14 protein-coding genes and 1 pseudogene are annotated in these 24382 nt (G+C 58.9%); 11 read left to right on the forward strand and 4 right to left on the reverse strand.

The window, feature by feature from the left end:
* Positions 1–302 precede the first annotated feature (302 nt).
* The 9 genes from J4O73_RS08680 (at position 303) to J4O73_RS08720 (ending at position 13053) form a co-directional block, all read left to right on the forward strand.
* On the forward strand, positions 303–1613 hold the full coding sequence (locus tag J4O73_RS08680) for an OmpP1/FadL family transporter (protein ID WP_426216872.1): 1311 nt from the start codon (positions 303–305) through the stop codon (positions 1611–1613).
* A 1714-nt stretch (positions 1614–3327) separates the two neighbouring features.
* On the forward strand, positions 3328–4500 hold the full coding sequence (locus J4O73_RS08685; protein WP_426216451.1) for a glycosyltransferase: 1173 nt from the start codon (positions 3328–3330) through the stop codon (positions 4498–4500).
* Between the two features lie 12 nt (positions 4501–4512).
* Entirely contained in the window at positions 4513–5463 is a 951-nt protein-coding gene (locus tag J4O73_RS08690) for a Wzz/FepE/Etk N-terminal domain-containing protein (protein WP_426216453.1), read from the forward strand.
* A gap of 23 nt (positions 5464–5486) precedes the next feature.
* On the forward strand, positions 5487–6776 hold the full coding sequence (locus J4O73_RS08695; RefSeq protein WP_426216455.1) for a polysaccharide biosynthesis/export family protein: 1290 nt from the start codon (positions 5487–5489) through the stop codon (positions 6774–6776).
* Between the two features lie 40 nt (positions 6777–6816).
* The gene (locus J4O73_RS08700; protein ID WP_426216457.1) at positions 6817–8214 is read left to right on the forward strand and encodes a hypothetical protein; all 1398 of its coding nucleotides are present in this window, start codon (positions 6817–6819) and stop codon (positions 8212–8214) included.
* A 155-nt stretch (positions 8215–8369) separates the two neighbouring features.
* Positions 8370–9485, forward strand: a complete 1116-nt coding sequence (locus J4O73_RS08705; protein WP_426216459.1) for a glycosyltransferase family 4 protein — start codon at positions 8370–8372, stop codon at positions 9483–9485.
* Between the two features lie 201 nt (positions 9486–9686).
* Positions 9687–10595, forward strand: coding sequence for a glycosyltransferase family 2 protein (locus J4O73_RS08710; protein WP_426216461.1), 909 nt, complete (start codon positions 9687–9689; stop codon positions 10593–10595).
* 74 nt (positions 10596–10669) lie between these two features.
* Positions 10670–12331, forward strand: a complete 1662-nt coding sequence (locus J4O73_RS08715; RefSeq protein ID WP_426216463.1) for a Wzz/FepE/Etk N-terminal domain-containing protein — start codon at positions 10670–10672, stop codon at positions 12329–12331.
* Positions 12332–12552: 221 nt separating this feature from the next.
* Entirely contained in the window at positions 12553–13053 is a 501-nt protein-coding gene (locus J4O73_RS08720) for an acyltransferase (protein ID WP_426216465.1), read from the forward strand.
* A 118-nt stretch (positions 13054–13171) separates the two neighbouring features.
* Here J4O73_RS08720 and J4O73_RS08725 read toward each other — a convergent pair whose 3' ends face one another.
* The 3 genes from J4O73_RS08725 to J4O73_RS08735 all read right to left on the reverse strand — a co-directional run bounded on the left by J4O73_RS08725 (position 13172) and on the right by J4O73_RS08735 (position 17736).
* Entirely contained in the window at positions 13172–14326 is a 1155-nt protein-coding gene (locus J4O73_RS08725; RefSeq protein ID WP_426216873.1) for an acyltransferase family protein, read from the reverse strand.
* Positions 14327–14772: 446 nt separating this feature from the next.
* Complete coding sequence (locus J4O73_RS08730) at positions 14773–15783, reverse strand: glycosyltransferase (RefSeq protein WP_426216467.1); 1011 nt, start codon at positions 15781–15783, stop codon at positions 14773–14775.
* A gap of 750 nt (positions 15784–16533) precedes the next feature.
* Positions 16534–17736 (reverse strand): acyltransferase family protein, encoded by a 1203-nt coding sequence (locus J4O73_RS08735; protein WP_426216468.1) that lies wholly within the window; start codon positions 17734–17736, stop codon positions 16534–16536.
* Between the two features lie 800 nt (positions 17737–18536).
* Between J4O73_RS08735 and J4O73_RS08740 the strand changes: the two genes are divergently transcribed.
* A complete protein-coding gene (locus tag J4O73_RS08740) occupies positions 18537–20129 on the forward strand; it encodes an oligosaccharide flippase family protein (protein ID WP_426216470.1) in 1593 nt (530 codons plus the stop codon).
* A gap of 319 nt (positions 20130–20448) precedes the next feature.
* On the opposite strand, the pseudogene J4O73_RS08745 reads toward J4O73_RS08740, so the two are convergent.
* A pseudogene (locus J4O73_RS08745) lies at positions 20449–21322 on the reverse strand (IS110 family transposase); the annotation flags it as partial.
* A gap of 215 nt (positions 21323–21537) precedes the next feature.
* Between J4O73_RS08745 and J4O73_RS08750 the strand changes: the two are divergent.
* Positions 21538–24246: a family 16 glycosylhydrolase gene (locus J4O73_RS08750; protein ID WP_426216472.1), complete on the forward strand. Its 2709-nt coding sequence runs from the start codon at positions 21538–21540 to the stop codon at positions 24244–24246.
* Positions 24247–24382 lie beyond the last annotated feature (136 nt).

The raw sequence follows: 24382 nt of genomic DNA on the forward strand, positions 1-24382 counted from the left end.
CTCGCGATGACGTGAAAATGTCACAGCGCGGCAGATCCAGCCCAAAAGGCCGACGTCCGGCAGTAAGCGTCGCCATTCCGCCTTGCATTTTTATTCCGCTTTCGGCAGCGTCCTCACCTATAGGGAAGGCCGGACGCCACGACACTTTCCGGCTGACCTTGCGGGAATCGGTTCTGCTTTGCGGATCGTATCCAGCTCCGCCGAGCGTCTTTCATCGGTGGCCGAATATTCACCACGTCAACAACAAGCCCTCGAAGGGCGATTTCCAGATCAAGTCCTTGGGGAGGAACGGGATGAGGACGATGCTTGGCGCCCGGGTCGGCGCTGCAGCCCTGGTGGCGACGCTTCTGAGCGGCACTGCCGCCTTCGCGGGCGCGTTCGGGCTTCGGGAGCAGAGCACGCAGGCCCAGGGGCTGGGCTTCGCGGGCGCGGCGGCAGGCTCCGGCGGCGTGTCGTCGATGTTCTGGAACCCGGCCGTCATCACGATGCGGCCCGGCTTCGTCACCGAGCAGAACCTCACCTATCTCGGTCCCTCGGCGACCATCACCCCGGCCACCGGCACCAACCCGGTCTTTGCGGGCCTCGGCGGCTCGGGCGATATCGGCCAGGGCGCGGTGCTTCCTGCGGGTGCGAGCTCCTACCAGATCAACGACCGGCTGTGGCTCGGCATTTCCACCGGCGCGCCGTTCGGCCTGACCACCAAGCCGAACCAAGTCTGGGCCGGTGAGGTCTATGGTCGCTCGTCGCGGATTTTCTCGCTGGCCTTCAACCCGGTCGTCGGCTTCAAGGTGAACGAGTGGCTCTCGGTCGCCGCCGGTCCGAACATCGAGTATTTCCGCCTGACCCTGCGCCAGGCTCTGCCGCTCCCCGGCCTGCCCCCGGCAGCCTATCCCAGCTCCTTCCTGAAGGGCGAATCCTGGGGTGTCGGCTTCACCGCTGGCGCCACCATCACCCCGTGGGAGGGCACGGTGCTCGGCATCGGCTACCGCTCCTCGGTGCATCACGATATCGACGGTTCGATCGGCGTCCCGATCCTCGCCCTGGCACCGTTGGCCGGGCAGGTGCGCGCGAACCTCAACACGCCGGAGAAGCTCAGCGTCGGCCTGACCCAGGCGGTGAGCCCGGTGGCCCGCGTGTCCCTCGGCTTCGAATGGGACAACTGGTCGAGGCTCGGCACGGTCGGCATCGTATCGAACCGGCTCGGCGTGGCGGTGAACAACCTGCCGCTGAACTACAAGGACGGCTACTACTACTCGATCGGCGGCGAGTACGACGTGAACGCGGCCCTGACGGTGCGTGCGGGCTTTGGCTACGAGACCTCGCCGATCGACTTCAGCAACCGGTCGGTGCGCCTGCCCGACGGCGACCGCTACAGCCTGAACGTCGGCGCGAGCTACCGCTGGAGCAACCAGCTGACGCTGAACCTCGCCTATTCGCACCTGTTCCTCGACAAGTCGCGGATCCTGGCGGGCCTCGGGCGCGACTACAACGTCGGCAACATCGCCTTCGCGGGCGTGGTCGATTCGAGCGTGGACATCGTGTCGGTCGGCTTCCGCTACGCGTTCGGCGCCCCGCCCGTGGCCGCCCCGGCCCCGCTGGTGCGCAAGTACTGACGCGGACGGCTCGGACAGGCGCCTGGGCTTGTCCGAGCCTGTGACGGTCAGGCAAGGTGGTGGCCTTCGGCGAGTCCAAACGCCAGACAATGCTGAAGCGGGTCCATATGCGCCGCCGCCACGTCAGGATTGGCGGCGAGATTGCCGTCTCGCGAGAACGGGTCGCTCTGAGGTGGATCTCAGCGGCGCGGAGACATCCTTCCCGTCCGGCGCCGAAACGGTCTGCTGCTTGACGGCGACTGAATTCGGGTTGCTCGAGTAAGCCCGGATGCAATCGATTCTCGTTGTCATCGGAACGCCCGCCTCATCGGCGTCGTTCTGCGTGGCCAGATTGGCCAGCAGTTCCGTCGGGCCATGCATGTCCGATGGCGTCGGCCTCGACCCCATGAGTGGGCCGTCGAAGTAGAAGCTGATCGTGTCCTTTGCCAGTCCATTCCGTTGGTGTGGTCGCCTGTTACCTGCATTGGGTTGTTCCTGAAGACGTGCAGGTCCGAAGTGGTGTTCTTGGTCGGCCCGGGATCCGTGGCGTGGATCCAGCGATAGCGACCCTGATTGTCGGCCCATCATGCTCGATCACGTCGAGTTCCTGCCAGTCCGGCAGGTTGTTGGGATTGGGGCCGACGCGTTGGGCTTGAGCCAGAACGCATCCTACCCTTGGCGTCGGCAAGGTCGGCCCGCATCTCGAAGTACCGGTAGGTCTGCGAGCGATCGCCCTGCGTCGTGATCAGCCCCTCAAACGATCAATTCTTGCCTTCTCGTGCGTGAAGGCTGTCACTGCCGCGACTCGAGTTGGGCGCCGCTGATTCGCGCGACGACGGGCCGCGCGCCGGAGGATGCTCCCCTGGTTGGGGCCGAGGGATCCTTTCAATCGTCGGCCACAGGCAGTCCGATCGGCGATCGCCGATGATGATGACCACGGCTTGTGATGGGTGGTGGCTACGGCCGAAGTTCCGCCAAGGGGCGGATCGCCCCGTCGACTTTCCGATATTGCGGCGCAACAAGAACCTTAACTATGGCGTTGGCCGCGCTTGCAAACGGCCGCGTGTGTAAAGAATTTAGTCCTGAAATCTTAGGATTAACAAAAGCGTTCCATAGAAAATTCGAAAAAATCGGACAAAAAGCCCCAGAATCAAACTTGAATTGTGCAGCGCAATCTGGCAATCGATACCCTCGACTTCGCAAACATTGGTGCTCCCAGCTGTGCCGGAGAGGGTGGCAGTCGGTTGCATCACGATCTGACCCTTGCTGCCCGTCGCTCAAGAGCGATCTCGATCGAGTTATGTTCGGAGGACGGGCTAGGTTTGAGCCGCTCCGGCGCTCAAGCTTGCTTTCGACTTGAGGATCGCGTTCGCCGTCTACGTGTTTCTCCTGTTGCCGCCCGCCTTCGTCGCTCCAGCGATTGGGGTCGTCGACGGGGTGGTACTGTTCCGCAAGTCTCGTAATTTCGGCGGCAATATAGTCTTTGTTGTGAAGACGGTGCTGACAGTTTTGTTAGTTAAAGGCTCCAACTGATTTTGGAGTTAACGATCTTTCAATTTGCCGGTTCATTCGATTGTGTAATGGCGGCGGATTGATATAATTTGTTTGGGAGGTCATGGCGGGTCCTTGGGGCCATCGCCGCGACTTCGGCTTTTGAACCGTCTCCGCGACGCCTGCCATCGGATGGCAGGCCCGGCGCGTACGATGTCCCGTGAACCTGGAACCGGAGGACTGCATGCGCGTCGCGATCATCCACTATTGGCTGGTGGGGATGCGAGGCGGCGAGAAAGTCATCGAGGCCCTCGCGCGCATGTACCCCAAGGCGGACATCTTCACTCATGTGGTCGTGCCGGAGATCCTCACGGAGGAGCTCCGCAAGCACACCATCAAGACCTCGTTCATCGCCAAGCTTCCGCGCGCGCCGCGGATGTACAAGTCCTATTTGCCGCTGATGCCGCTCGCCCTGGAGCAGCTCGATCTACGGGGCTACGACCTGATCATCAGCAGTGAATCCGGCCCGGCCAAGGGAATCGTCCCGCCCGAGGGGGCAGTGCATGTCTGCTATTGCCATTCCCCGATGCGGTATATTTGGAACATGTACCACGATTACCGCGAGGGCGCCGGGCGGCTGGCCAAGCTTTCGATGCCCCTGCTGACCCACTACCTCCGCCTCTGGGACGAAAGCTCGGCCGCGCGGGTTGATCGGTTCGTGGCGAATTCTAGCACCGTGGCCTCACGAATCCGCCGGTATTACCGCCGGGATTCGGACGTTGTGCATCCGCCGGTGGACATTGATGCCTTCGCGCCCGTCGCGCCGGAAGAGGTTGGCGATTATTACCTGATGGTGGGCGAGCTCGTCCGCTACAAGCGGCCCGACATTGCCGTGCGCGCCTTCAACCGGACGGGGCGGCGCCTCGTGGTGATCGGCGGCGGCGAGATGCTAGCCGAGCTGCGGCAGATCGCGGGTCCGACCGTGGAGATGCTGGGCTCCCAGCCCTTCGCGCAGCTGCGCCATCACTATGCCCGCGCCCGCGGCCTGATCTTCCCGGGCGAGGAGGATTTCGGTATCGTGCCGGTGGAGGCGATGGCAAGCGGTCGTCCGGTCGTCGCCTTCGGTCGCGGCGGCGCCACCGAGACGGTGGTGGACGGGCGCACCGGTGTGTTCTTCGACGAACAGAGCGAGGATGCGCTGATCGACGCCATCGAGCGCCTGGAGCGCCTGCCGCTCGATTCGGCGGACATCGTCCTGCACGCCCGCCAGTTCAATCCGGCCCGGTTCGAGCGCCAGATGCGCCAGGCCGTCGCGGAGGCCTGGATGCGGGTGCATGGAAAAGCTATGCCTGTCACGGGGCGGACGATCGACGGGGGAACCTTGCACCTGGATCGCAGAAAGTCGGCTTCGGCCTAGCGAGATGGCAGGATGAGCCGCTTTCGCCTCCGACCCAAATCCGCACCATCGGCTCAGATCTGGGTCGGCGCTCGCCCCCTTTCGGAGGCATCCGCCTCGATTTCAGCGACCATCGGCCTTGTCTGGACGCGGCGAGTCTTCTTGGTCATCTGGGTTGGAGCCTTCGCGCTGTGCGGGGTGGCTTACGTAAAGCTTCTTCGACCGGACTATGTCGCCACGACACAGATTTTGCTGCAACCGCGGGTTATCGTGAACGACGGCCCGGAGGACGAGCGACATTTCCACCAATTCATGATGGATACGGTCCAGTGCGAGACCGAATTGCGGGTCTTGCGTTCTGAGCAGTTGCTGTACCGCGTATTCAACGCACTCGAGCTTGCCAAATCTCCCGAGATCCGCAACGGACCGGATGGCTTCTGGGCCTATATCGGCGATAAGATCGCGCGGCTCGAGCGCTTCGTCGCATCTGGTCATGATTCGCTAGAGGCGTTTTATGCCTTCGCCGGTCGGGTGCGGTCGCGTCGGCTTAGCCTGTCTTATGTGATTGAGATCTCTTATCGTGCCCAGAGCGCCGAGCAGGCCGCACGGGTCGTGAACTCGATCGCTTCCGCCTATGCCGCCTATCGACTGCGCGGCGCCCTTGCCCGCGAGCAGCGGCGGGGGGTGTATCTTGAGCGCCGTTTGGAGAAGCTTCAGGGACAGATGCTCGCCGCTGAGGCGGGCATGCGTTTCGGGGAAATTCCTGAAGGCAATCTCGCCGATGCGGAAGTCCGCCTCCTTGGGCCCGCCAACAAGCCGCTCGGCACCGCCTACCCAAAGATGGTGCCTATCGTGGCGATGATGATCCTTTTCGGCTGCGTCAGCGGCTTATTGATCATCATCATGCCGAACCCTCCGTCCTCGAAGCGCAAGCTCAAGGCCGGCGTCGTCTCCAATAAATTTCAACGTGCGAGGGTCGCATGAGGACGTATCATCGGATTTGGCGCTTGGCCGCCGTCATCGTCCTTCTGGGCTCGACTGGCAGGCAAGCCATGGCCGAGGCGGCCTACAAGCTCGGCCCGCAGGACCAACTTCAAGTGAAGGTCTCCGATTTGCGTGCCGGGACCGGCGAAGCGTATCAGTGGCAGGCGTTCAACGGTGACTTTACCGTAGGAGCCTCGGGGCGAATCGCGTTGCCCATTATTGGTGAAGTCGACGCAAACGGGCGGACCACGACGGACGTCGCCTCGGACATCGCCGAACGATTGAAGACGAAAGCGGGATTGGCCACCAAGCCCGACGCCTCGGTTCAGATCGTGAAGTACCGTCCATACTATGTCATGGGAAGCGTGGAGAAGCCCGGCGAGTATGAATACCGCCCACAACTCAGCGTCCTTCAGGCTGTGAGCATTGCCGGCGGCCTTCAGCGGGTTCCCACGGATATCCTTCTGCAGTTCGTCCGCGAGGCTGTGAAGGCGCAGGGCGACATCCAAGAGTACGTCACGAACCGCCTCGCGCTCCTGGCGAGGCAGTCTCGCCTCGATGCTGAGCTGCGCGAAAAGCCCATCGCGTTTCCGCCGGAGCTCGAATCCCGCGCCAAGGAGCCTGAGATCGCGCGGATCATGAATGAGGAGCGTCTCGCCCTTGAAACGCGTCGCGCCTCCCTTGATGCGCAGATCGTGAACATCAAGAAGAACAAGGATTACCTCACTGACCAGATCGCGTCCTTGAGCGCGAAGGACTCGACGACGGGCGAGCAGCTCGAGATCATGAAGCAAGAGCTGGCCAGGATTTCGAGCTTGGTCAGCAAGGGCCTTTCGGCCATGCCTCGCCAAATCGAGACCTCGCAGACTATCGCGACCCTCGAGTCGAACCGTCTCGACGTGCAGATCGCCGTGATCCGGGCTCGCCAGGATATCTCCCGGGCCGATCGGGATATCCTCGAAATCAAGGACCAGCGTCGCAATGCGGCTCTGCAGGAAGCCGCCGAGACCCGCATTAAGCTGAGCGAGGTGACCGCGCGGCTCGAAGGGGCGAAGAACCTTCTCTACCAAGCCCAGGTCCGGTCGCCTGCAACGGTCGTGAGCAACTCGGAGGCGTATTCAAAGCCGGAATACTTCATCCTTCGACGGCATGCCGGAAAGGCTCAGACGATTCCTGCAGAGGACGACGACCTCCTGCAGCCGGGTGACGTCGTCCGGGTGGTTCCTCGGATCGTGGATCCTCGCGCAGCCGATACGCAGATGAGTAGCACGAGAGGTGCTCGTGCCTCTGGTGAACCCTTGAAGGACTTCTGAGGCAGCTGTGTCTTGGCCCGCTGCCCTGCTCTGGGGCCTCATGCTCGTTGCGGTCTTCTCCAATGGACCGAGCCTGCTCTACTTGTTGTTTATCACCGGTTGCTTCGGCTCTCTTCAGATGCTGCCGGGCAGCGGAGGTGCTACTTTGCTGCCGCAATCGGCCTGCGCCGCGTTGTTGGCCTGTAAGGTGTTGGTTCAACGGGGGAACCCGACGCGAGCTTTGGAAGCAGCCGTGGATCCGCGACGGCTTGCGTTGTTCTCGGCCTTCCTCCTTTACGCCGTTGTCGGCGCACAGGTGATGCCACGCGTCTTCGCCAACATGTTTGAGGTGGTGCCGGTTTCGGCGCTCCGCTTCGGAACCGATGTCTTGAAGCCGGGGGCCGGTAACTTCACCCAGTCGGGCTATATGGCCCTATCCTACGGGACGACGCTCTGCTTCACGATCATCGGCCAAACGGACGAGACGCGGGAGCATTTCAAGCGTGCGCTGCTGGGTGGGGCCATCGTCCTCGTGGCGACCGGCGTCGTAGATTTCATCACGTACACGCTTGGTATCGGCGCCATCCTCGATCCGTTCCGCAACGCGAGCTACGCGCTCCTCACTGAGGTCGAAGCCGAGGGTGCCAAGCGTGTGGTCGGGCTGATGCCGGAGGCTTCGGTCTACGGATCGATCTGCGTCGGCACGCTGTCGATGCTACTGTTCATGCGACCGTTCTTTCGCAAGGGTCCCGAGACCCTCGTGCTAGTGGTCACGATGGTCATGCTGACGTTGATGACGATCCTTTCTACCTCATCGACCGCTTATGTCGGTTTCGGGGTGTTGGTCGCAATCTACGGGATCGACCTCCTCATCCGCATGCTCGATCCCCGTGACCCGCGCCGGGACCAGATCAATCTCGAAATCAGCCTGATTATTCTGCTGATTTTTTCGGCGTTCGTTGGCTTCATGATCAAGCCGACGCTCTTCGATCCGATCATCACCATGGTCGACAAGATGGTTTTCCAGAAGGCCTCGACCTCGTCCTTCGCCGAGCGCAGTATGTGGAACCGTGTCGGCTGGCACGCTTTCCTTGACTCGGGCGGCATGGGCGCCGGGCTCGGCTCGATCCGCGTCTCGAACTGGGCGATCTCGATCCTCGGCAGCACCGGCATCCTCGGTGCCATACTCATGTTCGGCTTCATTGCGCAGCAGCTTCTCGCTGTGCCCCGTTTGGCGCCGCCTGCGGTGAAAACGTTCGCGACGGTGGTCAAGTTTGGCCTATTGCCGACCCTCGTCATGTATCAGGTTGCAGGAACCATTCCCGATATCGGCATCAGCACCGCCGCGGCCCTCGGCATGATCACGGCAACGCATATGGTCGGAGTGAGATCATCTCGCGCCGTGCTACCCTCCGACAGGTCACAGGCTGTCGGCCTTGATGAGCGTACGGCCTTATAGCGAGCTTCGCTCGTGAGGTGCGCCGGAAGGGCGTTGACGGATCTCCCGACATCGACCGACGTGGCGGGGTTTCCAAAGGTTCGGTACGTCAACGAACATCAATTCCGGTTTCGCGACGATAGCGTGGTCCATACCGGCGAAGGAGATCGTAAACATTGGGCAAGTCGGACCGCTCGGCGGCACGCAGCAACGGGATCGGGTCCTCGGCGGCACCGCGCTTTGCAATCAATGGCCGCTTCTATGGCCAACCGGTGACGGGTGTGCAGCGGTATGCACGTGAAATCGTTCGCGAAATCGATCAGGAGTTGGACAATCGCGGAGAGCATGCCGAACTCTTGATCCCAGCGGGTGCCGACGCAGCGCCGACTTCTGCAGCGATCGAGGTGCGTAGTGTGAACGGCGCAAGCGGGCATCTGTGGGAACAGACACTCCTGCCGCTCCGAGCGACGGCGCCCTTACTGAGTCTTTGCAACATGGGTCCTCTGGCGCTTCGGCGGCAGATCGTCTGCATCCATGATACAAACGTCTTCGATGCGCCGGACAGTTACAGTCGCGCCTTCCGTACCGCCTATCACCTGTTGATCCCTGCCTTGGCCCGGCGGGCGATGGCGATCACGACCGTCTCGAATGCCTCAGCCCGCATGCTCAAGCATCACCTCGGCGTCGCATCCTTGGACGTCGCAGTTATCCCGAATGGACATGAGCATGTCTACCGCTGGGAGGGAGCCAACTCGAGACTGGCGTCTTCTCTCGCGGGCCTGCGGCCCTTTGTGCTGCTTCTCGGGAGCCGAGCGCGGCACAAGAACGCCGCCTTCATCCTGCAGCAGGCCGAAGCCCTCGATAGCCTAGGGCTCGATCTCGTGGTGGCAGGCGGCAGCGCGGAGATCTTCGCGCAGATCGGGTCCATAGAGGCTGCCAACATCCACCGGCTCGGTTTCGTGTCGGACGACGACCTCGCATGGCTCTACTCCCGTGCCCTTTGCCTCGCATTCCCGTCTAGGCAAGAGGGGTTCGGAATTCCATTGGTGGAAGCCATGGCGCTCGGGTGCCCGGTCGTCTCGTCCGATCAATCCTGCATGCCGGAGATCTGCGGCGACGCGGCCTTGCTTGCCGGCCCGGATGACGGGCCTGCTTGGCAAGTTCATTTTCGCAACCTCATCGCCTCTTCCGTCCTTCGGGAGGACCTCAAGGGTCGCGGCTTGGCACGCGTGAAGCTCTTCTCGTGGCGCGCATCCGCGCAGTCCTATCTCAACTTGCTCGACCAGCTGTGAGTCCGCATCAAAATCCGATAGGGGAATCCCCGCAAGGTCCTGCTGGTGTGTCAATTCGATTGACGACGAATCTCGGCCCCGGACAAGTGTTGCTTGGCAACATCTCGCGATGGCCCTGTGTGCGTGTTGCCGAGCATGACAAATGTATTGCCTTCGCCACAGGGCAATTTGATTTTTCATTCAATTCAAGGGGGTTGAACGATGTCGAGCGGCGAGATGTCTAGCGTAGCCGCAACCGAGCCACTCCGTGTCGTCGTTGGCGTCGCGACCAAAGGGCGGCCCGACCAACTCGCTGCGATGCTCGGCCATCTCGCATTGCAGACTTTGAAACCGCAGCGGATCATCGTCTGCTGTTCGGGGCCCGAGGATGTAGGAGCCGTCGCCGAGAATCCGGACGTGCAGGTGATCTACACGGCTGCGGGCCTCCCGCGGCAGCGCAACGGGATCCTCAAGGCGCTGCCGGACAACGCCGATCTCATTGCGTTCTTCGATGACGATTATTATCCCGACCCGCGATGGCTCGAGACCGTTGCCCAGGCCTTCCAGTCGGACCCGACAATCGCCTGCATCACTGGGCACGTCGTTGTCGACGGAATCCTCGGTGCTGGGCTTTCCAAGGAATTTGCGGTGGCCAGCGTCACCGCCCACGATCCTTCCACCACTGATTGGGTAATTGAGAATTTCAGTCCCTATGGATGCAACATGGCTTTCCGCTGTGCGGCCATCCAAGGACTGCTTTTCGATGAGAGGCTCGTCCTTTACGGATGGCTGGAGGATCGCGACTTTGGCGCACAAGTTGCCAAGCGTGGCGGACGTGTCCTCAAGGTGGGGGCAGCCTACGGTGCCCATCTCGGCGTCAAACGCGGTCGGGTCTCTGGACTGAAATTCGGCTACTCTCAGGTCATGAATCCTGTTTATATGCACCGCAAGAGCACGATGACGACGCGGCAGGTCATCGGGCAGATTGGTCGGAACGTCGCCGCCAATCTCGTGAAGTCGTTGTCTCCGGAACCATACGTCGATCGGCGCGGCCGCTTGCGCGGCAACTTGATCGCGGCCTTCGACCTCTTGCGCTTCCGCCTGACACCCGAACGGGCTGCATCCCTATGAACTACACGCCTCCCTCCCTCGGCCGTCCCGAAGATCTGCCCCAGGCCGCGCTTCCTGGATTAGAACATGTCGACATGCGCCAGGAAGCGGATGACCCCGGTGGCACGCTGATTGGTGACCTGATCGCAGCGGTCCGCCGGAGAGCAATCTGGCTCGGCCTGTGGATCCTGTTCTGCCTCATTGCAGGGCTCGGCTACGTCGCCGTGGCGCAGCCCGAATATGTCGCGAGCGCCCAAATCGCCCTCGAGCCGCGGGTGCGCCTTCCGCCCGGCACCGACGCAGCGGCAGCGGCTTCGGCGGCAGCCCCAGTCCTCGACAGCGCCCAGACCGAGAGCCAGCTCCAGGTCATCCGCTCGGCCAGAAACCTCCGCTACGTGTTCGACACGCTCAAGCTCGATAGCGATTCGGCCTACGCGGATAAGGGCCCAGGGCTGGTTGGCCGGACGCTCGGTAAGATCCTGGGTTTGTTTTCCCCGCCGTCGAGTCGGCCGTCGGACGATGAGCTGGCGTCACGCGCTCGCGAGATCGCCTTTCAGAACTTCTCCGATCGCGTGCAGGTGCGGCGCCTCGGCCAATCCTATGTTCTCGAAGTCTCGTTCCGCGGCCTTACTCCGGCGAACACCACCCGGATTACGAATTCCATCGCCGCAGCCTATATCCGAGATCAGGTGTTCGTCCACGCCGCATCCGATCAGCGCGGGATCGAGTTCCTGCAAGGTCGAATCTCCCTCATCCAAGCCGAGAAGAAGGCGGCCGAAGAGGCCGTGGCCACGGGGGTCATCACCGACTTCCAATTTCCTGATTCGGACGCACGCATCGTGGGCTCGGCCCTTCCGCCGCTGGCCGCTGCCTTTCCGCAGACCAAGCTGATTCTGCTGTTCAGCGGCATTCTCGGCCTTGTGACCGGAATTGCGTCGATCGCAGTGCTTCACAACTTCGACCGCAAGGTCCGCTCGCCTGCTCAAATCCGACGTCTGCTCGGGGTCGACTGCCTCGTCTCCGTCCCGCGGTGGAAGGCAGGGCGGCTCACTGACACGACGGCTCTGACGCAGCCCGAGACCGAGTTCGCCCTGGCCATGCGCCTGCTCCGCACGGTCATCTTCGCGGCCGGCATCAAGTCCCAACAGGTTTCGATCGGGTTCGTAGGCTGCCAGGAAGGCGATGGCTGCACCATCTTGAGCGCAAACCTCGCTCACCTCCTTGCCGCGTTCGGCTCCAGGGTCGCTCTCATCGATGCCAACCTCGGCCGGCCCGATCTCACCCGTCGTCTCGCCCCTCGAGCCGGGACCGGGCTCGATACGATCATGCAATCGCCTTCGCCCGCCACTGACCTTCCTGAAGTGGCGATCACGCCCTCTCTCAGCTTTGTCCCGGCCGTCGCCGGCTTGGCGACAGGACACAAGGCCGATCCGAACGCGTTTCTGGGTTCGCCGGCGATCCGCACCGGGTTGAGCCACCTTGTTCGCCAGCGGGATGTCATCCTCGATATGGCTTCGCTCGAATCCTCGCCCGACGCACAGGCGATCGGACACATGCTGACGGGCGTCGTCTTGGTTGCCACTTTGAACCGGACGAAGCTCGATCAGCTTTCCGAGGCAATTCGGGCGTTACGCTCGGCCAATACCCGCGTGCTGGGTATCGTCCTGAACGATCCCGCGCGGTCCCGGAAGGACAGCAGGTTGGTGAATGCGACTGCGTCTCGTGGCATGCCAACCAGCCCCGAGCCGGCTAATTGATCGCCCAAAACGGTTCCGCTCAGCTCGCAACCAGGCAAACGTCCAGTAAACCGAGGCACAAACGCATCTTGTCGTTGCGCGTATTGCTTGCGCGTATATGATGGCCCGTGGCAGCGATAAGGCGAAATTTTCTAAAATACAGCTTAATGGCTCATCTATATCCTGGTTTATTGAGGTGGTTTCGTGTCCGCCTGTAGCAGGGTATGTCCAAGGGATACGGAATGAATAGAGTGGCATTTAGGGCTTTGGTGAAGCTTCAACAAACAGAAGTTTTGTCCCCCCTGCGCGCTCACCTCCTAAGAGGCGCCGGCGTGAAAATAGGCAATAATTCGAGTATTGGTAGTGGTGTCAATATTCTTACTAGTCGTCTAACCCTCGGTGACAACGTTCGGATTGGGGTTGGGAGTCGAATTAATAACTATGCTCAGATCGAAGTGGGCGAATGGGTGCGAATGGGTTCAGAGGTTCATCTAGAAACGGCAACCCATAAGATTATCAAAACCGGTCCCTATCGTAGGACGACCGGCGACGAGATCTACAAACCGATCATCATCGAGCGTGGATGCATGATCTACGCCCGTGTCATGATCCTGCCAGGCGTCGTCATCAGGGAGGGGTGCGTGATCGGTGCGGGATCGATTATCGACAGAAGCACCGAGAAGAACGGCTTGTACGTCGGGATTCGCCCCAGGGAACCCCTCTACACGTATCCCGGTGAATGAGGGGAGGGCGGCCCGGCCACCTTCGTGACTGGATGACCCATCGCCATTCTATGAGTGCGACGGCGCGCATTCAATAATCTAGCGGAACCTTTGTCGGGGCAAACGAGACGACGACCGCTCAGGCGAACTTGTCCCGACGCGCGAGGAGAATGCGGCGTCCGAAGCGCTGCATCGGCAGCTCGAAATATCGATAGGTTAGCCAGGACAAAGCAATCAACGTCGCAAGAAAGGCGAAGAGCGCCACCGGCCCTGTGACCGCAGTGGACGGTAGCATGTCCCGAACAACGAGGTTCGCGACGAAAAGTTGTAATGGGAAGTGAATTAAGTAGGCGGCATACGAGATATCGCCAAGAAGCGGACCCAGCGTCCAGCGGCAATTCAAGACACGCTCCGAGGTCGTCAGGGCGATGACCGTCAGTGGGAACAGAACATATAAGATAAATCGCCCGGAAATCTTTCCAGCGATCGTCGTCCACCGCTCCCATCCTACGGCGGCAAAGCCATGCTCAAGAACGTCGCCTTGAATCGCGACCACGACGACAAACCAGATCGCTGCCGTCAAGCCAATGATTCCCCACGTCAGCTTCTTCCGGTCTGGGCGGGCGACAATCGTTTGCAAGGCGTAGTAGGCTAAGCCACCCGCGAAAAACCCGGCGATGCCCCGCCCGATGACCGGGTTAAGTCCTTGCAACAAGAGGCCGATACAGACCGCGCCAAGCACCACTAGAGGCGATCGTGACATCCGGCTCAGAGAGACGACAAAGAAGATCAGGTATAGAAGGACTTCGACAGAGATGGACCAGCTCGCCGCGTTGAATGATGGACCTCGCTCGAATCCCCAGCTTTGTATGAACAACACATTCAGCAGGAAATGCGTGGCATCATTATGTGGAATGATGAACGGCGAACCTGCGATGGGGCGATAAAGAGTTTGTAGGGCGCCCACACACAGCAATGTCACAAAATGGAGAGGGTACAGGCGTGTGAACCGCAGTACCGCAAAAGACCATGCATTGACTTTCCGTTCAAAGATTTGCTCCCGATAAAGCCAGAAGAATACAAATCCTGAAATGACGAAGAAAAAATCAACCGCCATCCAGCCGTACAGGTAGACGATCTTGAGGGCGCTGCTAAAGGGCAGCGCCGCCGAGTCTACGGACCAAGAGGATGCCGCTTGGCCGATGGCTGCGAAATGCTGGAAATGGTAGACGACCACGAGAAGTGCTGCGAGACCTCGTATGAAATCTAGGGATCTCAAGCGCACAGGAAACACTCTCCAGAAAGCTGCGTAGGTCAACGCCGAGCCAGAAAAAATCGGCTTTCACATTGAACGGAGCTGATCATTTGTACTGGATACCACGTTGTTTGTCATCTTCGCAGCGCTGGAACGGTAGCGCAGGGCAAGCTTCTGAGTGAGAACGGTTTTGAATGTCTGACACGCGACGTCCCTATGCGAGGTCCACTCCCTGCCGGACGGATTCTTTCCCGCATCCGCGCTCGCCAAAGAGCCATGTGTGGCTATGAACGGGGTGCGGTCGAAGACAGCGATTTTTGCTATTCGCTCTGGCGGTACCTGGGCTCTCGTCCCAAACCTTCATGTTTTGGTTAGAATTCAATCGAAAGACATGTAGTTGCCTCGATCCCAAGTGGGATTTGCGGGGAGTTTCCTACCTCGTTGAAGTATTCAATTTGTAAAGATTGGTGGGTATGGGAGGTGGTTCATCGCGAACCAAAAGCAAGATATTGAAGATCGCGTGCAAATGATCGCCACTTGGTTTTCTTGCTGAATGACGACCTATATGTCCCGTCAGTCAGAGCGGCTACTGCCTTGATGATAGATTTCGGTCGACTTTCTTCCAAATACAGTTCGCGTCTTCTCTTGAGGGTTTCAAGAGATTCGGTAATAAAATGCTTGCAGGCATCCCTATCGAACAGTGGATAATTCTTGGTCGTTGCTGTATCCAAACTGGCGACAACGGTAAGCATTTGGTTCGCTATCTCGATATAACGATCAGTTCGGTTTCTTAGCTCGTCTCCGGTCGAAATTGCGAACAGGGAGCCTTTCCCAAAAAGATTTGAGGCGTGTTGTCTATATTTTACTAGCTCTTCGTCGATCTCGATCGTCTGGCCCACCATTTGGGCTAAAAATGTAATCCATCGATCATGGGAAATCAGATGATTTGGCGCGATATAGTCGGTGAAGCGGTCTTGAATCGGTAGTAGATCGAGAAGATTGCGGCGAAAAACGATCGAAAATCCCCAAAATCCATGCCAGAGATCGTAGGAAAGCGGCGGCATAATCGCTTGCTTGGTAATGCCTTGACGGAAATGCCCGATTTTCTTCGACTGATGATCAATAGTTTCTGCTGGATGAACAATCATCGCTACCCTGGGATCGGAAAAATATTTGGCGCACCGTTCCAGCTTGTCATGCCGCCAAATATCATCCTGATCGCAGAATGCAACGAAGTCGCTTCTCGCCTCCAAAGCCGTTTGCAGAAAGTTCTCTCGAAAATGCAGCTGTCTTTCACGTCGAATAATCCGAACGTTCAGCGAAGTTTCATTCTTGAAGCGCGAAAGGATAGCGACTGTGTCGTCTGTCGAGCAATCATCTGAGATCAGGATCTCATCGGGTAATCGACTCTGCGAAGTCAAGCTATCAAGCTGATCCGATAGATACTTGGATCCATTGTATGTTGCCATGACAACAGAGATAGTTGCATTACTCATTTGATGCTAGTCTCGAGTGCGTCGCTGCCGCTTTAGAAATACAGTGATGAATTAGCGAAAAATTTGGCGTATTACAAAGACGAATGTAGTAATGTCTGATCTCCGGCGTGTCTCTTGCTTGCAAAGACCTATGCATATGGTCCCAATCAGGCGCGCGTTGGTGAGCAGCTATAGCGCATTGAACATACGTTAAGGCACAAAACTAAAAGCGGAAAGATCCTCGCGTCATCACGTTTCAGTCAGAAGATGGCACTGAACCCAAAATGAAGCGTCTTATATGCTGCGGCGTGCTCGTAGCTATAGCAGCGCTGCCGGCTCGCGCCAGTGGAGTTTCTCGAACCACGGCGAGTTCGTATGCCACCATCCACCGGATGGCGGCTCAAAGGTGAGCGGTTCTGCTCGTTGCGCCCTGAGGGCGTTGGCCGTGTGGCGATGGCATGCCACGATCCCCCCGCTCGCCACATCCTGTAGCCTGCCGTCGCCTGATGGGCCAGGGCGCGGCGATCAACGTCGATGAAGTGGGATGCCCGCAGAGTCCGGGGATCCTGGGAAGGTCATCTTACCCCTGCAAGTGGTCGCGTTGCTCACTGAGCATCGCGTCCCCTAACCTTGGCGGGGTAGAGCGGCGAGGCTGCGTCTGGCGATTGTGAGGGCGGAGCACACGGGTGTGCGGTTTCCGCGTTCCTTCCCGCTCATTCTCGGTTCGACGGCTTGCTGCAGCCTGCTGGTATGACCGCTCGACGGCAAACTTCAGCGCACGCTCACGATATGGGCAACCCGCATACGGATCCGATCGACGCCCGGAAAAACGTGATTTCTGATAGCGCCTCTCAGCAGCGGCTCTAGCGAACGCGAGATCACGAAACTCACGATGATGACCACAACGACAGCGATGCAGAAAGCGGGATAGATGGGGACCCCCGCTTTGATGATGAGGCCGAGCAGGTAGGCCCCCAGACTGTTGTGGATAAGATAAAGCGGAAACGTCATCAGGCCTACCCAGCGCGCGATCGTCCGAACCCGTGCTCCTCCGGGCGATGAAATTCCGGACCAGGCAGAAAAGGCAATGCCGATGACTGCGAAAGACCATATGATCATCGGCACAAAGGCTGTCGCATATCCCTTCTGGATAAACTCGTCGTCGCTCGACGCGAGATAGATGTTGATGAGACATGCCGCGGCGCTTCCCGCAAGCAGGACTGCTCGCTTGAGTGACAACCCGCTCCGCGCGACAATGTAAACTAAGATCCCGACGCAAAAATAGGGTCCGGTCGAAACGAGAATGATTCTTGAAAAGTACGACACGCCGAAGCGATATATGAGGTGGAGTTCTGATGCATCAGATAGATAGGACAATAGAGTGATCAATGAGATGGCGAGCGTCATTAATGACCAGCACGTCACAATGGTCTCTATCTTATTATACATGCCAAGGTATATAATAAGCGTTATGGCAACATAGAATGCGACTTCGACAACCAGGGTCCAAAAGACGCCATCGATCCATTCGCCCTTAGGAAATATTACAATCTGTTTGAAGCTGAGAAGCAAAATAGTTTCCCAATTGGTTTGTGAGTACAGAAGAGATACCGTCATTGCTATGATCGTGCCAATCACAATGACAGGATAAAGGCGTAAAACGCGACTCTGTACGAAGTTTTTGACATCCCTTCCTTCGGCCGACAGGGCGATCACAAACCCGGAGATCACGAAGAAGATGTCCACTCCAATCCAGCCTGTTGAAAAATATGGCATCAACGGTCGGTAATCGGCGAGGTTTGTCCCAATCGCGGCTTTGGTGCCGATCTGCCAGTGCTCTGAAACATAATTTGCCGTTGAGTAGTGGTAGAGCATGACCATAATAGCGGCGGCAAACCGTAAAAAATCCAAGTAGACATAGTGCGGGCTTGTCTGTCTTTTTACGTTTCGATTGATTTGCTCGGGATTAATCATAAGCTTAACATCTACCCTTTGATTTGCATTTTTTCAATGAAACTATTGGAATATGATTCAGAATTATCGCGGCGTGTTAATTGTTAGAGATAAAATTCCTCAGGCATCCGTAAGCCTTGTAGGTTGCAATATGATCGACTTCATTGGAGATCGCATCAGCGGAAAATACATAGGCAGCGTAAATCCTGATAATCCTTATCTGTCAATCAATTAAGTACTCTATCCCGTGAACGGTGCAGCTATGTTTCTGAGGTCATGGTGTTTAAGACAACGTGTCCTGTGTCACGCGCTGCTCAAAATAAGGGCATAGGCGCTACCAGGGGCCTGTTGCTGATGCGGCGACCGGTGTCATCGTTCACGTTATCGAGTGCGCTCTCATTTGGCTTTGACTTAATGATCTCCAATGGGCCTTCCATTGCCGCTGATTGCCGCCATGAGGGCGAGGCTCGTGGCGCCATTCGTGTCGCACACAGTGAACGACCTTGATTGAACTCAACGGTTGGTTCGATCGTTCGGTTCAGGTTCAGTGAGGGCTACCTACTTGGAGCGGACGTGGTTACGGCAGCAGATGGCGGCGGACGGTCCTCGACGCGCTCGAAGGGCGTCTGTTTAGCTTACCCCCGAATCCAATCGAGTCTCAAATAGATCAAGATTGATTTTTCGATGAAATTTTGTATATCTGGCGTCGATTAAGCATTGGCCCGCTGTCCAAATCATGACCTCTCGCCAAGCTATGATGATTTGACTATTAATTTTGGTCATTGAATCAAGTAGAGGATTGCATATGAGCGTTTCCTGTCATGCATAGAAAAGATGGGAAGGCTTCAAGTGCACCCAACGAGAGCTCCGACAAGGATTTGCGAAATAAAACCGGCGACAACAGCGCGTTCCTTACCGATGAGTCGACTGATGGAATCCTGATTGGGATAGAGGCCGAGGCGGTTTCGGCTGATCCGAAGACCAAGAATGAGGGCCGCCGACTTGCGGTCAACGTCCTCGCTGGTGGCGGAGTGAATCTCGTCAAAATTGCGCTTCAACTGGTGATGCTGCCGTTGATGGCCCATCTGCTAGGGCCGGCGGAATTCGGGATCTACGCTCTGGCCTTGCCGACCGTGGCCTTTTTCATGACGCTGGCGGATGGCGGCTTGGGCGCCTCGCTTGCGCGCGAGCCGCTCGAATCACGGGACGTGTGGTCCACGGCGTTCTGGTTGGTGCTGATCCTCGGTGTCCTGCTCGGGGTGCTCATCGCGGGATGGGGGATGGTTCTGGCTTCCCTCTCGAACGAACCCCGCGTTGCGAATGTGATGTCGCTGCTCGCATTCAGCTTCATTCTAGTGACGTCAGCTGTCCTGCCGTACGCGCGGCTGACGCGGGAGCGTCGCCTCGTTGCGATCTCCAGCGCCGACCTCGCGGGCAATCTCACGGGGGCTGCGGTCGCTGTCACACTCGCGGTTTCGGGAGCGGGTGCACTCAGTTTGGCAGCTCAGTACGTGACGTTGTACTTGGTACGCTCCATTGTTCTGAACGCGATCGCGTTCGTTCCACCGGACTTCACGTTCCGTCTCACCGTCCTGAAATCGCACATTTCAACGGGCAGTTCGCTCGTGTGCAGCCGGCTGGCAGATTTCGCGGGGCGCTTCGCTGAGAATCTTGCCTTCGGTCGCATGTTTGGGCCGGCGGCATTGGGTACTTATACATTCGCTAATCAGGTTCCGCGCTTCGTGTGCGAATCCGCTTCGAACCCCCTCTGGGGCGCGCTCTACGCACATGCCCTCCGTGAGGACGACGCCAGCATCAGGCAGCTTCACGCAAAGCTCGTCCACATCCTCGCTCTCGTTGTGGCTCCGGTGGCCTTCTTTGCCTCGGCGACAGTGCCGGGCCTGATTCACATGTTTCTCGGCCCTGCTTGGCAGGATGCGGCAACGCTGCTGAGTGTGCTGATACCGTTCTACGCTCTGAACGTTATCGCGTCGCTTTGCGGTTCCGTGCTCCTCGCCCGGGGGCACGGCTGGACGATCTTCTGGCTCACCGTCCTCCTTGTGGTGGCCCGGATCGCGTCGGTTGCCCTGGGCTATTGGTTCGGCCCTTTGGGCGTGGTGTGGGGAGTCAGCCTTGCGCAGGTCCTTTTTTCCTGCTTGGCTTTCCTGGCCCTGAAGCGCATCGGCATCCTGTCGCTGAGGTCCCTCATGCGGGGGATCCTGGCCCCGGTCGCGGTTGGCATGGTGGCCGGGTTCATCTGCCACCTCGTCGTCAGGAATGCCTTCGCGGATGCCATACACATCGGCTTGGCGCTCCTCGCAGGAAGCGCCTTCTATGTTATCGCCCTGTTCATTCTGATCGGAAACCGTCTGCGCGAAGATTTCGCGGGGATCCGACAGTTGATCGGGCGGTGACGCGCGGGTCGAGGACGAACTCTCCCTACCGCATCGCCGCGATCTCCGGTCTGGCGAGGCTGTCGTCTAATCGCTTGGCATAAAGCAAGTCCTTTTCGGATCGTCGGGCTGTCGTTTGCCGGGAGCACGGTCGCCTTCGCGGTCAGCATGGGCCGCCGCATGATGGGGCTTCGCAGGATGAACCTTCCGATGTGTGAAGCGCACTCGATGGACCGGTGAGGATCTCAGGGTGCAACAGCCTCGGCGGAATGGTTCGTCCCCGTCCCGGCAGAGACGCCTCGACGCACTTTGACGCCCGTCAAGATCGGGTGTTCTGGGGTCAGGCCATGGCAGCCTTCGTTAGGTAAGACGGGCCGGACCGCAACATGGCATGCATGATGACAGTCAGCTTGCGCGCGACGGCTACGGCGGCGCGCTTGAAGCGTAGCCGCTCGCGCAGCTTCGGCGCCCAGATACGCAGGTCGCTGTCCACCCAGCTTCGCGTCAGCAGAACGGTCGCGGCCTCGTAGAGGAGCCCCCGCATGTGTGCGTCTCCTCTTCTGGAGATGTGGCCATCATAGTCGACCTCGCCCAACTGATAGCGTCGCGTCGTCAGCCCGAACCAGGCAGCGACGGAGCGCGACGACCTGAAGTTCGCGGGATCTTCGATCGCGGTCACGAAGGCGGTCGCCGTGATCGCCCCGATCCCTGGGATCGCCATGAGACGCTGACAGGCTTGGCTACGACGAGCACCCGCGAGGAGCTGGCGCCCGAGTTCGGCCGCCCGCCGGCGAACCGCACCCCAGGCCTCCAGCAGCGGAAGGATGACGCGAGCCGGACTGTCCTCGTCCGAGAGGAGACGTCGAGCCTCCGTCTCGAACGATCCGCCCTTTGTGCCCGGCACGATCAAGCCGAGCGTCTTCATCAAGCCGCGGATCTGATTAGAGAGCTCAGTCGCCATCCGTACGAGCCTGTTACGTCCGGCAACGAGCGTCCGCACGAGCATGCTGTCGTACCCCTTCACGTGCACCTCGCGGAAGAAACCGATCTTGGCCAGATGAGCCAATCCCTCGGCGTCGTTGGCGCCGGTCTTGTTGGCCACCATGTCGAGGGCGGCCTTGGCGGGGGTCGATACAGATCGCGGGGAGACCCTCGGCCGTGAGGGCATGGAAGAACCAGGTCGACAAGGGTCCCGTCTCGAACACGATCCGTCTTTTAAAACCGACTCAATCCAGCTCTGAAGGGAACGCTGCTGCGAGCCCCATGTATGAAGCGCTGACGAGTATCGTTACATAGAGAAAGATGACGCCTTCATTTTTGGGCAACCATCGAAGCATCACTGATCTATTTGCAATTTTATATCCTCATTATTTTAGTGGATTCGTAAGTGGTACGAGCAACGATTGCATAAATTGCGTTGGGGGCCTCGATGCCGGACCTTGGTAAATACAAACTAACTTTCAGTGATGAATTCGATGCCCGTAGCATCTCTCAGAACGGAATTGGTACGACATGGGCCGATATCCGCTCCCAATGGCGGTATGATGCCAATTCCGACATCGGTTTCGGGCACTCCTCATTTGTCGATCCGGCGTCTGGCTATGATCCGTTCAAGGTAGCGGATGGGGTTCTCTCGATCACTGCAGTCCCGGACAAGACGGCATCCGGCTATGCCGGTAGTTGGGAGTCTGGTCTGATCTCAAGCAAGAACAGTTTTTCCCAGACTTACGGGTATTTCGAGATCCGTGCAGATTTCTCAACCGCTAAGGGCGCCTGGAATGCGTTCTGGCTACTGCCCGTCAACGCTGCTTCCAATCCGAACAATCTATCAGGTTGGCAGGAACTTGATGTCGTCGAACAGTACGGCGCCAATGTAAAAGGTGTGTACAGCACGATCCACACCACGGATCAGACCCCGACCATACCTTGGCAGGTTAATAGGCAGGTCTACAGCGAAGTCAAAAACCCTGGCGGCTATCATACCTATGGCATGGATTGGCAGGCTGATAAGATCAGTTTCTATGTCGATGGAAATTTTGTAGGTTCTCAGGCAACGCCGAGCGACATGCATGGACCCATGTATCTCGTCGCGAACTTAGCGACCCAGGGATCTGGCAATAACAATGCCGATGCGTTAAGTGTGCCGATAACATCAAAGATTGATTACATTCGCGCATATGCGAAGATTCCGGACGCAGTTCAAGTCACACCCAGCACCAACAAATCGGGTAGCACGCCGACAACGGCGACGCAGCCGACAAGCTCGGATGGAACGAAGGTCGTGCCTGCCGTCGAGGCGCCGAAGACTGTGACCCTTTACAATGCCAAAGGTGTTCTGGCATCCGTTCAAGTCACGTCGGCGGATGGAACGGTCAACACCTCAACCTACACCGAAGTTGGCGGGAAGGCGGTGCTGGCTACGCAGGCGATCAAGTACGCGCCGGGCGGTGCGGAAGCTTCCAACACCAAGGTCTATGCTACAGCCAGCGGCCAACCCGTTCTGACGAGCGAGACACGGGTCCACGCTGACAAGTCCAAGGACGTGTACCTCACCAACATCACCGGCAAGAGCTACGTTGCCGAACGGGACAGCTACAACGCCGCAGGCACCCTCACCAATCTGAGCCGCACCCATGCCGACGGAACGTTAGATTACAGCTACACCGTCGCCTCGAACGGCACCGTGACGGCCGACCAATACGATGCGGCCGGCCTGCTCAAGTCGCACGCGGTGATCGCCAGCAACGGCATGTCGGACACCTCCACCTATGCCATCGTCGGCGGGAAGGCGGTGCTGGCTACGCAGGCGGTCAAGTACGCGCCAGGCGGCGCGGAAGCCTCCAACACCAAGGTCTATGCCACAGCCAGCGGCCAGTCCGTCCTGACGAGCGAAACGCAGGTCCATGCCGACAAGTCGAAGGACGTGTACCTCACCAACATCACCGGCAAGAGCTACGTTGCCGAACGGGACAGCTACAACGCCGCAGGTGCCCTCATCGGAGCAATCCGCACTCAAGCCAACGGCACTGTGGATTATCGCTACAGCTTGGCCCTGAACGGCACCGTGACGGCCGACCAATACGATGCGGCCGGCCTGCTCAAGTCGCACGCGGTGACCACCAGCAACGGCATGTCGGACACCTCCACCTACGCCATTGTTGGGGGGAAGGCGGTGCTGGCTACGCTGGCGATCAAGTACGCGCCGGGCGGTGCGGAAGCTTCCAACACCAAGGTCTATGCTACAGCCAGCGGCCAACCCGTTCTGACGAGCGAGACACGGGTCCACGCTGACAAGTCGAAGGACGTGTACCTCACCAACATCACCGGCAAGAGCTACGTTGCCGAACGGGACAGCTACAACGCCGCAGGCGCCCTCACCAATCTGAGCCGCACCCATGCCGACGGAACGTTAGACTACAGCTACACCGTCGCCTCGAACGGTACCGTGACGGCCGACCAATACGATGCGGCCGGCCTGCTCAAGTCGCACGCGGTGATCGCCAGCAACGGCATGTCGGACACCTCCACCTATGCCATTGTCGGCGGGAAGGCGGTGCTGGCCACGCAGGCGGTCAAGTACGCGCCAGGCGGCGCGGAAGCCTCCAACACCAAGGTCTATGCCACAGCCAGCGGCCAGTCCGTCCTGGCGAGCGAAACGCAGGTCCATGCCGACAAGTCGAAAGACGTGTACCTCACCAACATCACCGGCAAGAGCTACGTTGCCGAACGGGACAGCTATAACGCCGCAGGGAAACTGATGTCGGCCGATCAGACGAGCACGGATGGAAGTCACGTCCAAACCGCTTATCAAACCGGAGTGGTCCTAGTTTCGACAGCGACCGTAACAGATTCCTTCAAGGGCAGCGGTGGGGATACGTTCGTATTCTCAGCCAACTTCGGCAAAGACAGCATCACCAACTTCATCGCTGGCGCCGGAACCAATCACGATACGATCCTAATTGACCGCACGGACTTGCATAGTTTTGCTGAGCTGAAGGCGTCTCATATGAGCGCGCTAGGAAATGACACTCTCATCACCGTAAGTCCTTCTGACAGCATCCTGCTCAAGAACGTAAACATCGGATCGCTATCGACGGAGAATTTTCGGTTCGACGATCACGGGCTGTTCCACATCTGATGTTGCGGTCTCCCTCGTCTGTCCGACTTGAGCGGACACGGGACCGCATTGAGAGAGTGGCGCCGAACAGCCCCCTGCCTGTGATGAGAGGTTGAGCGAGCATCGTAGATGCCCGCTCCGCCAGCGCCTGGATGCC

The organism is Methylobacterium sp. NFXW15 (assembly GCF_049887755.1).
Classification (GTDB): domain Bacteria; phylum Pseudomonadota; class Alphaproteobacteria; order Rhizobiales; family Beijerinckiaceae; genus Methylobacterium.

Coding starts and splice junctions, on each gene's coding strand:
- J4O73_RS08680 (WP_426216872.1), top strand. CDS start 303: ATGCTTGGCGCCCGGGTCGGCGCTGCAGCCCTGGTGGCGACGCTTCTG.
- J4O73_RS08685 (WP_426216451.1), top strand. CDS start 3,328: ATGCGCGTCGCGATCATCCACTATTGGCTGGTGGGGATGCGAGGCGGC.
- J4O73_RS08690 (WP_426216453.1), top strand. CDS start 4,513: ATGAGCCGCTTTCGCCTCCGACCCAAATCCGCACCATCGGCTCAGATC.
- J4O73_RS08700 (WP_426216457.1), top strand. CDS start 6,817: ATGCTCGTTGCGGTCTTCTCCAATGGACCGAGCCTGCTCTACTTGTTG.
- J4O73_RS08710 (WP_426216461.1), top strand. CDS start 9,687: ATGTCGAGCGGCGAGATGTCTAGCGTAGCCGCAACCGAGCCACTCCGT.
- J4O73_RS08715 (WP_426216463.1), top strand. CDS start 10,670: ATGCGCCAGGAAGCGGATGACCCCGGTGGCACGCTGATTGGTGACCTG.
- J4O73_RS08720 (WP_426216465.1), top strand. CDS start 12,553: ATGAATAGAGTGGCATTTAGGGCTTTGGTGAAGCTTCAACAAACAGAA.
- J4O73_RS08730 (WP_426216467.1), bottom strand. CDS start 15,783: ATGAGTAATGCAACTATCTCTGTTGTCATGGCAACATACAATGGATCC.
- J4O73_RS08735 (WP_426216468.1), bottom strand. CDS start 17,736: ATGATTAATCCCGAGCAAATCAATCGAAACGTAAAAAGACAGACAAGC.
- J4O73_RS08740 (WP_426216470.1), top strand. CDS start 18,537: ATGCATAGAAAAGATGGGAAGGCTTCAAGTGCACCCAACGAGAGCTCC.
- J4O73_RS08750 (WP_426216472.1), top strand. CDS start 21,538: ATGCCGGACCTTGGTAAATACAAACTAACTTTCAGTGATGAATTCGAT.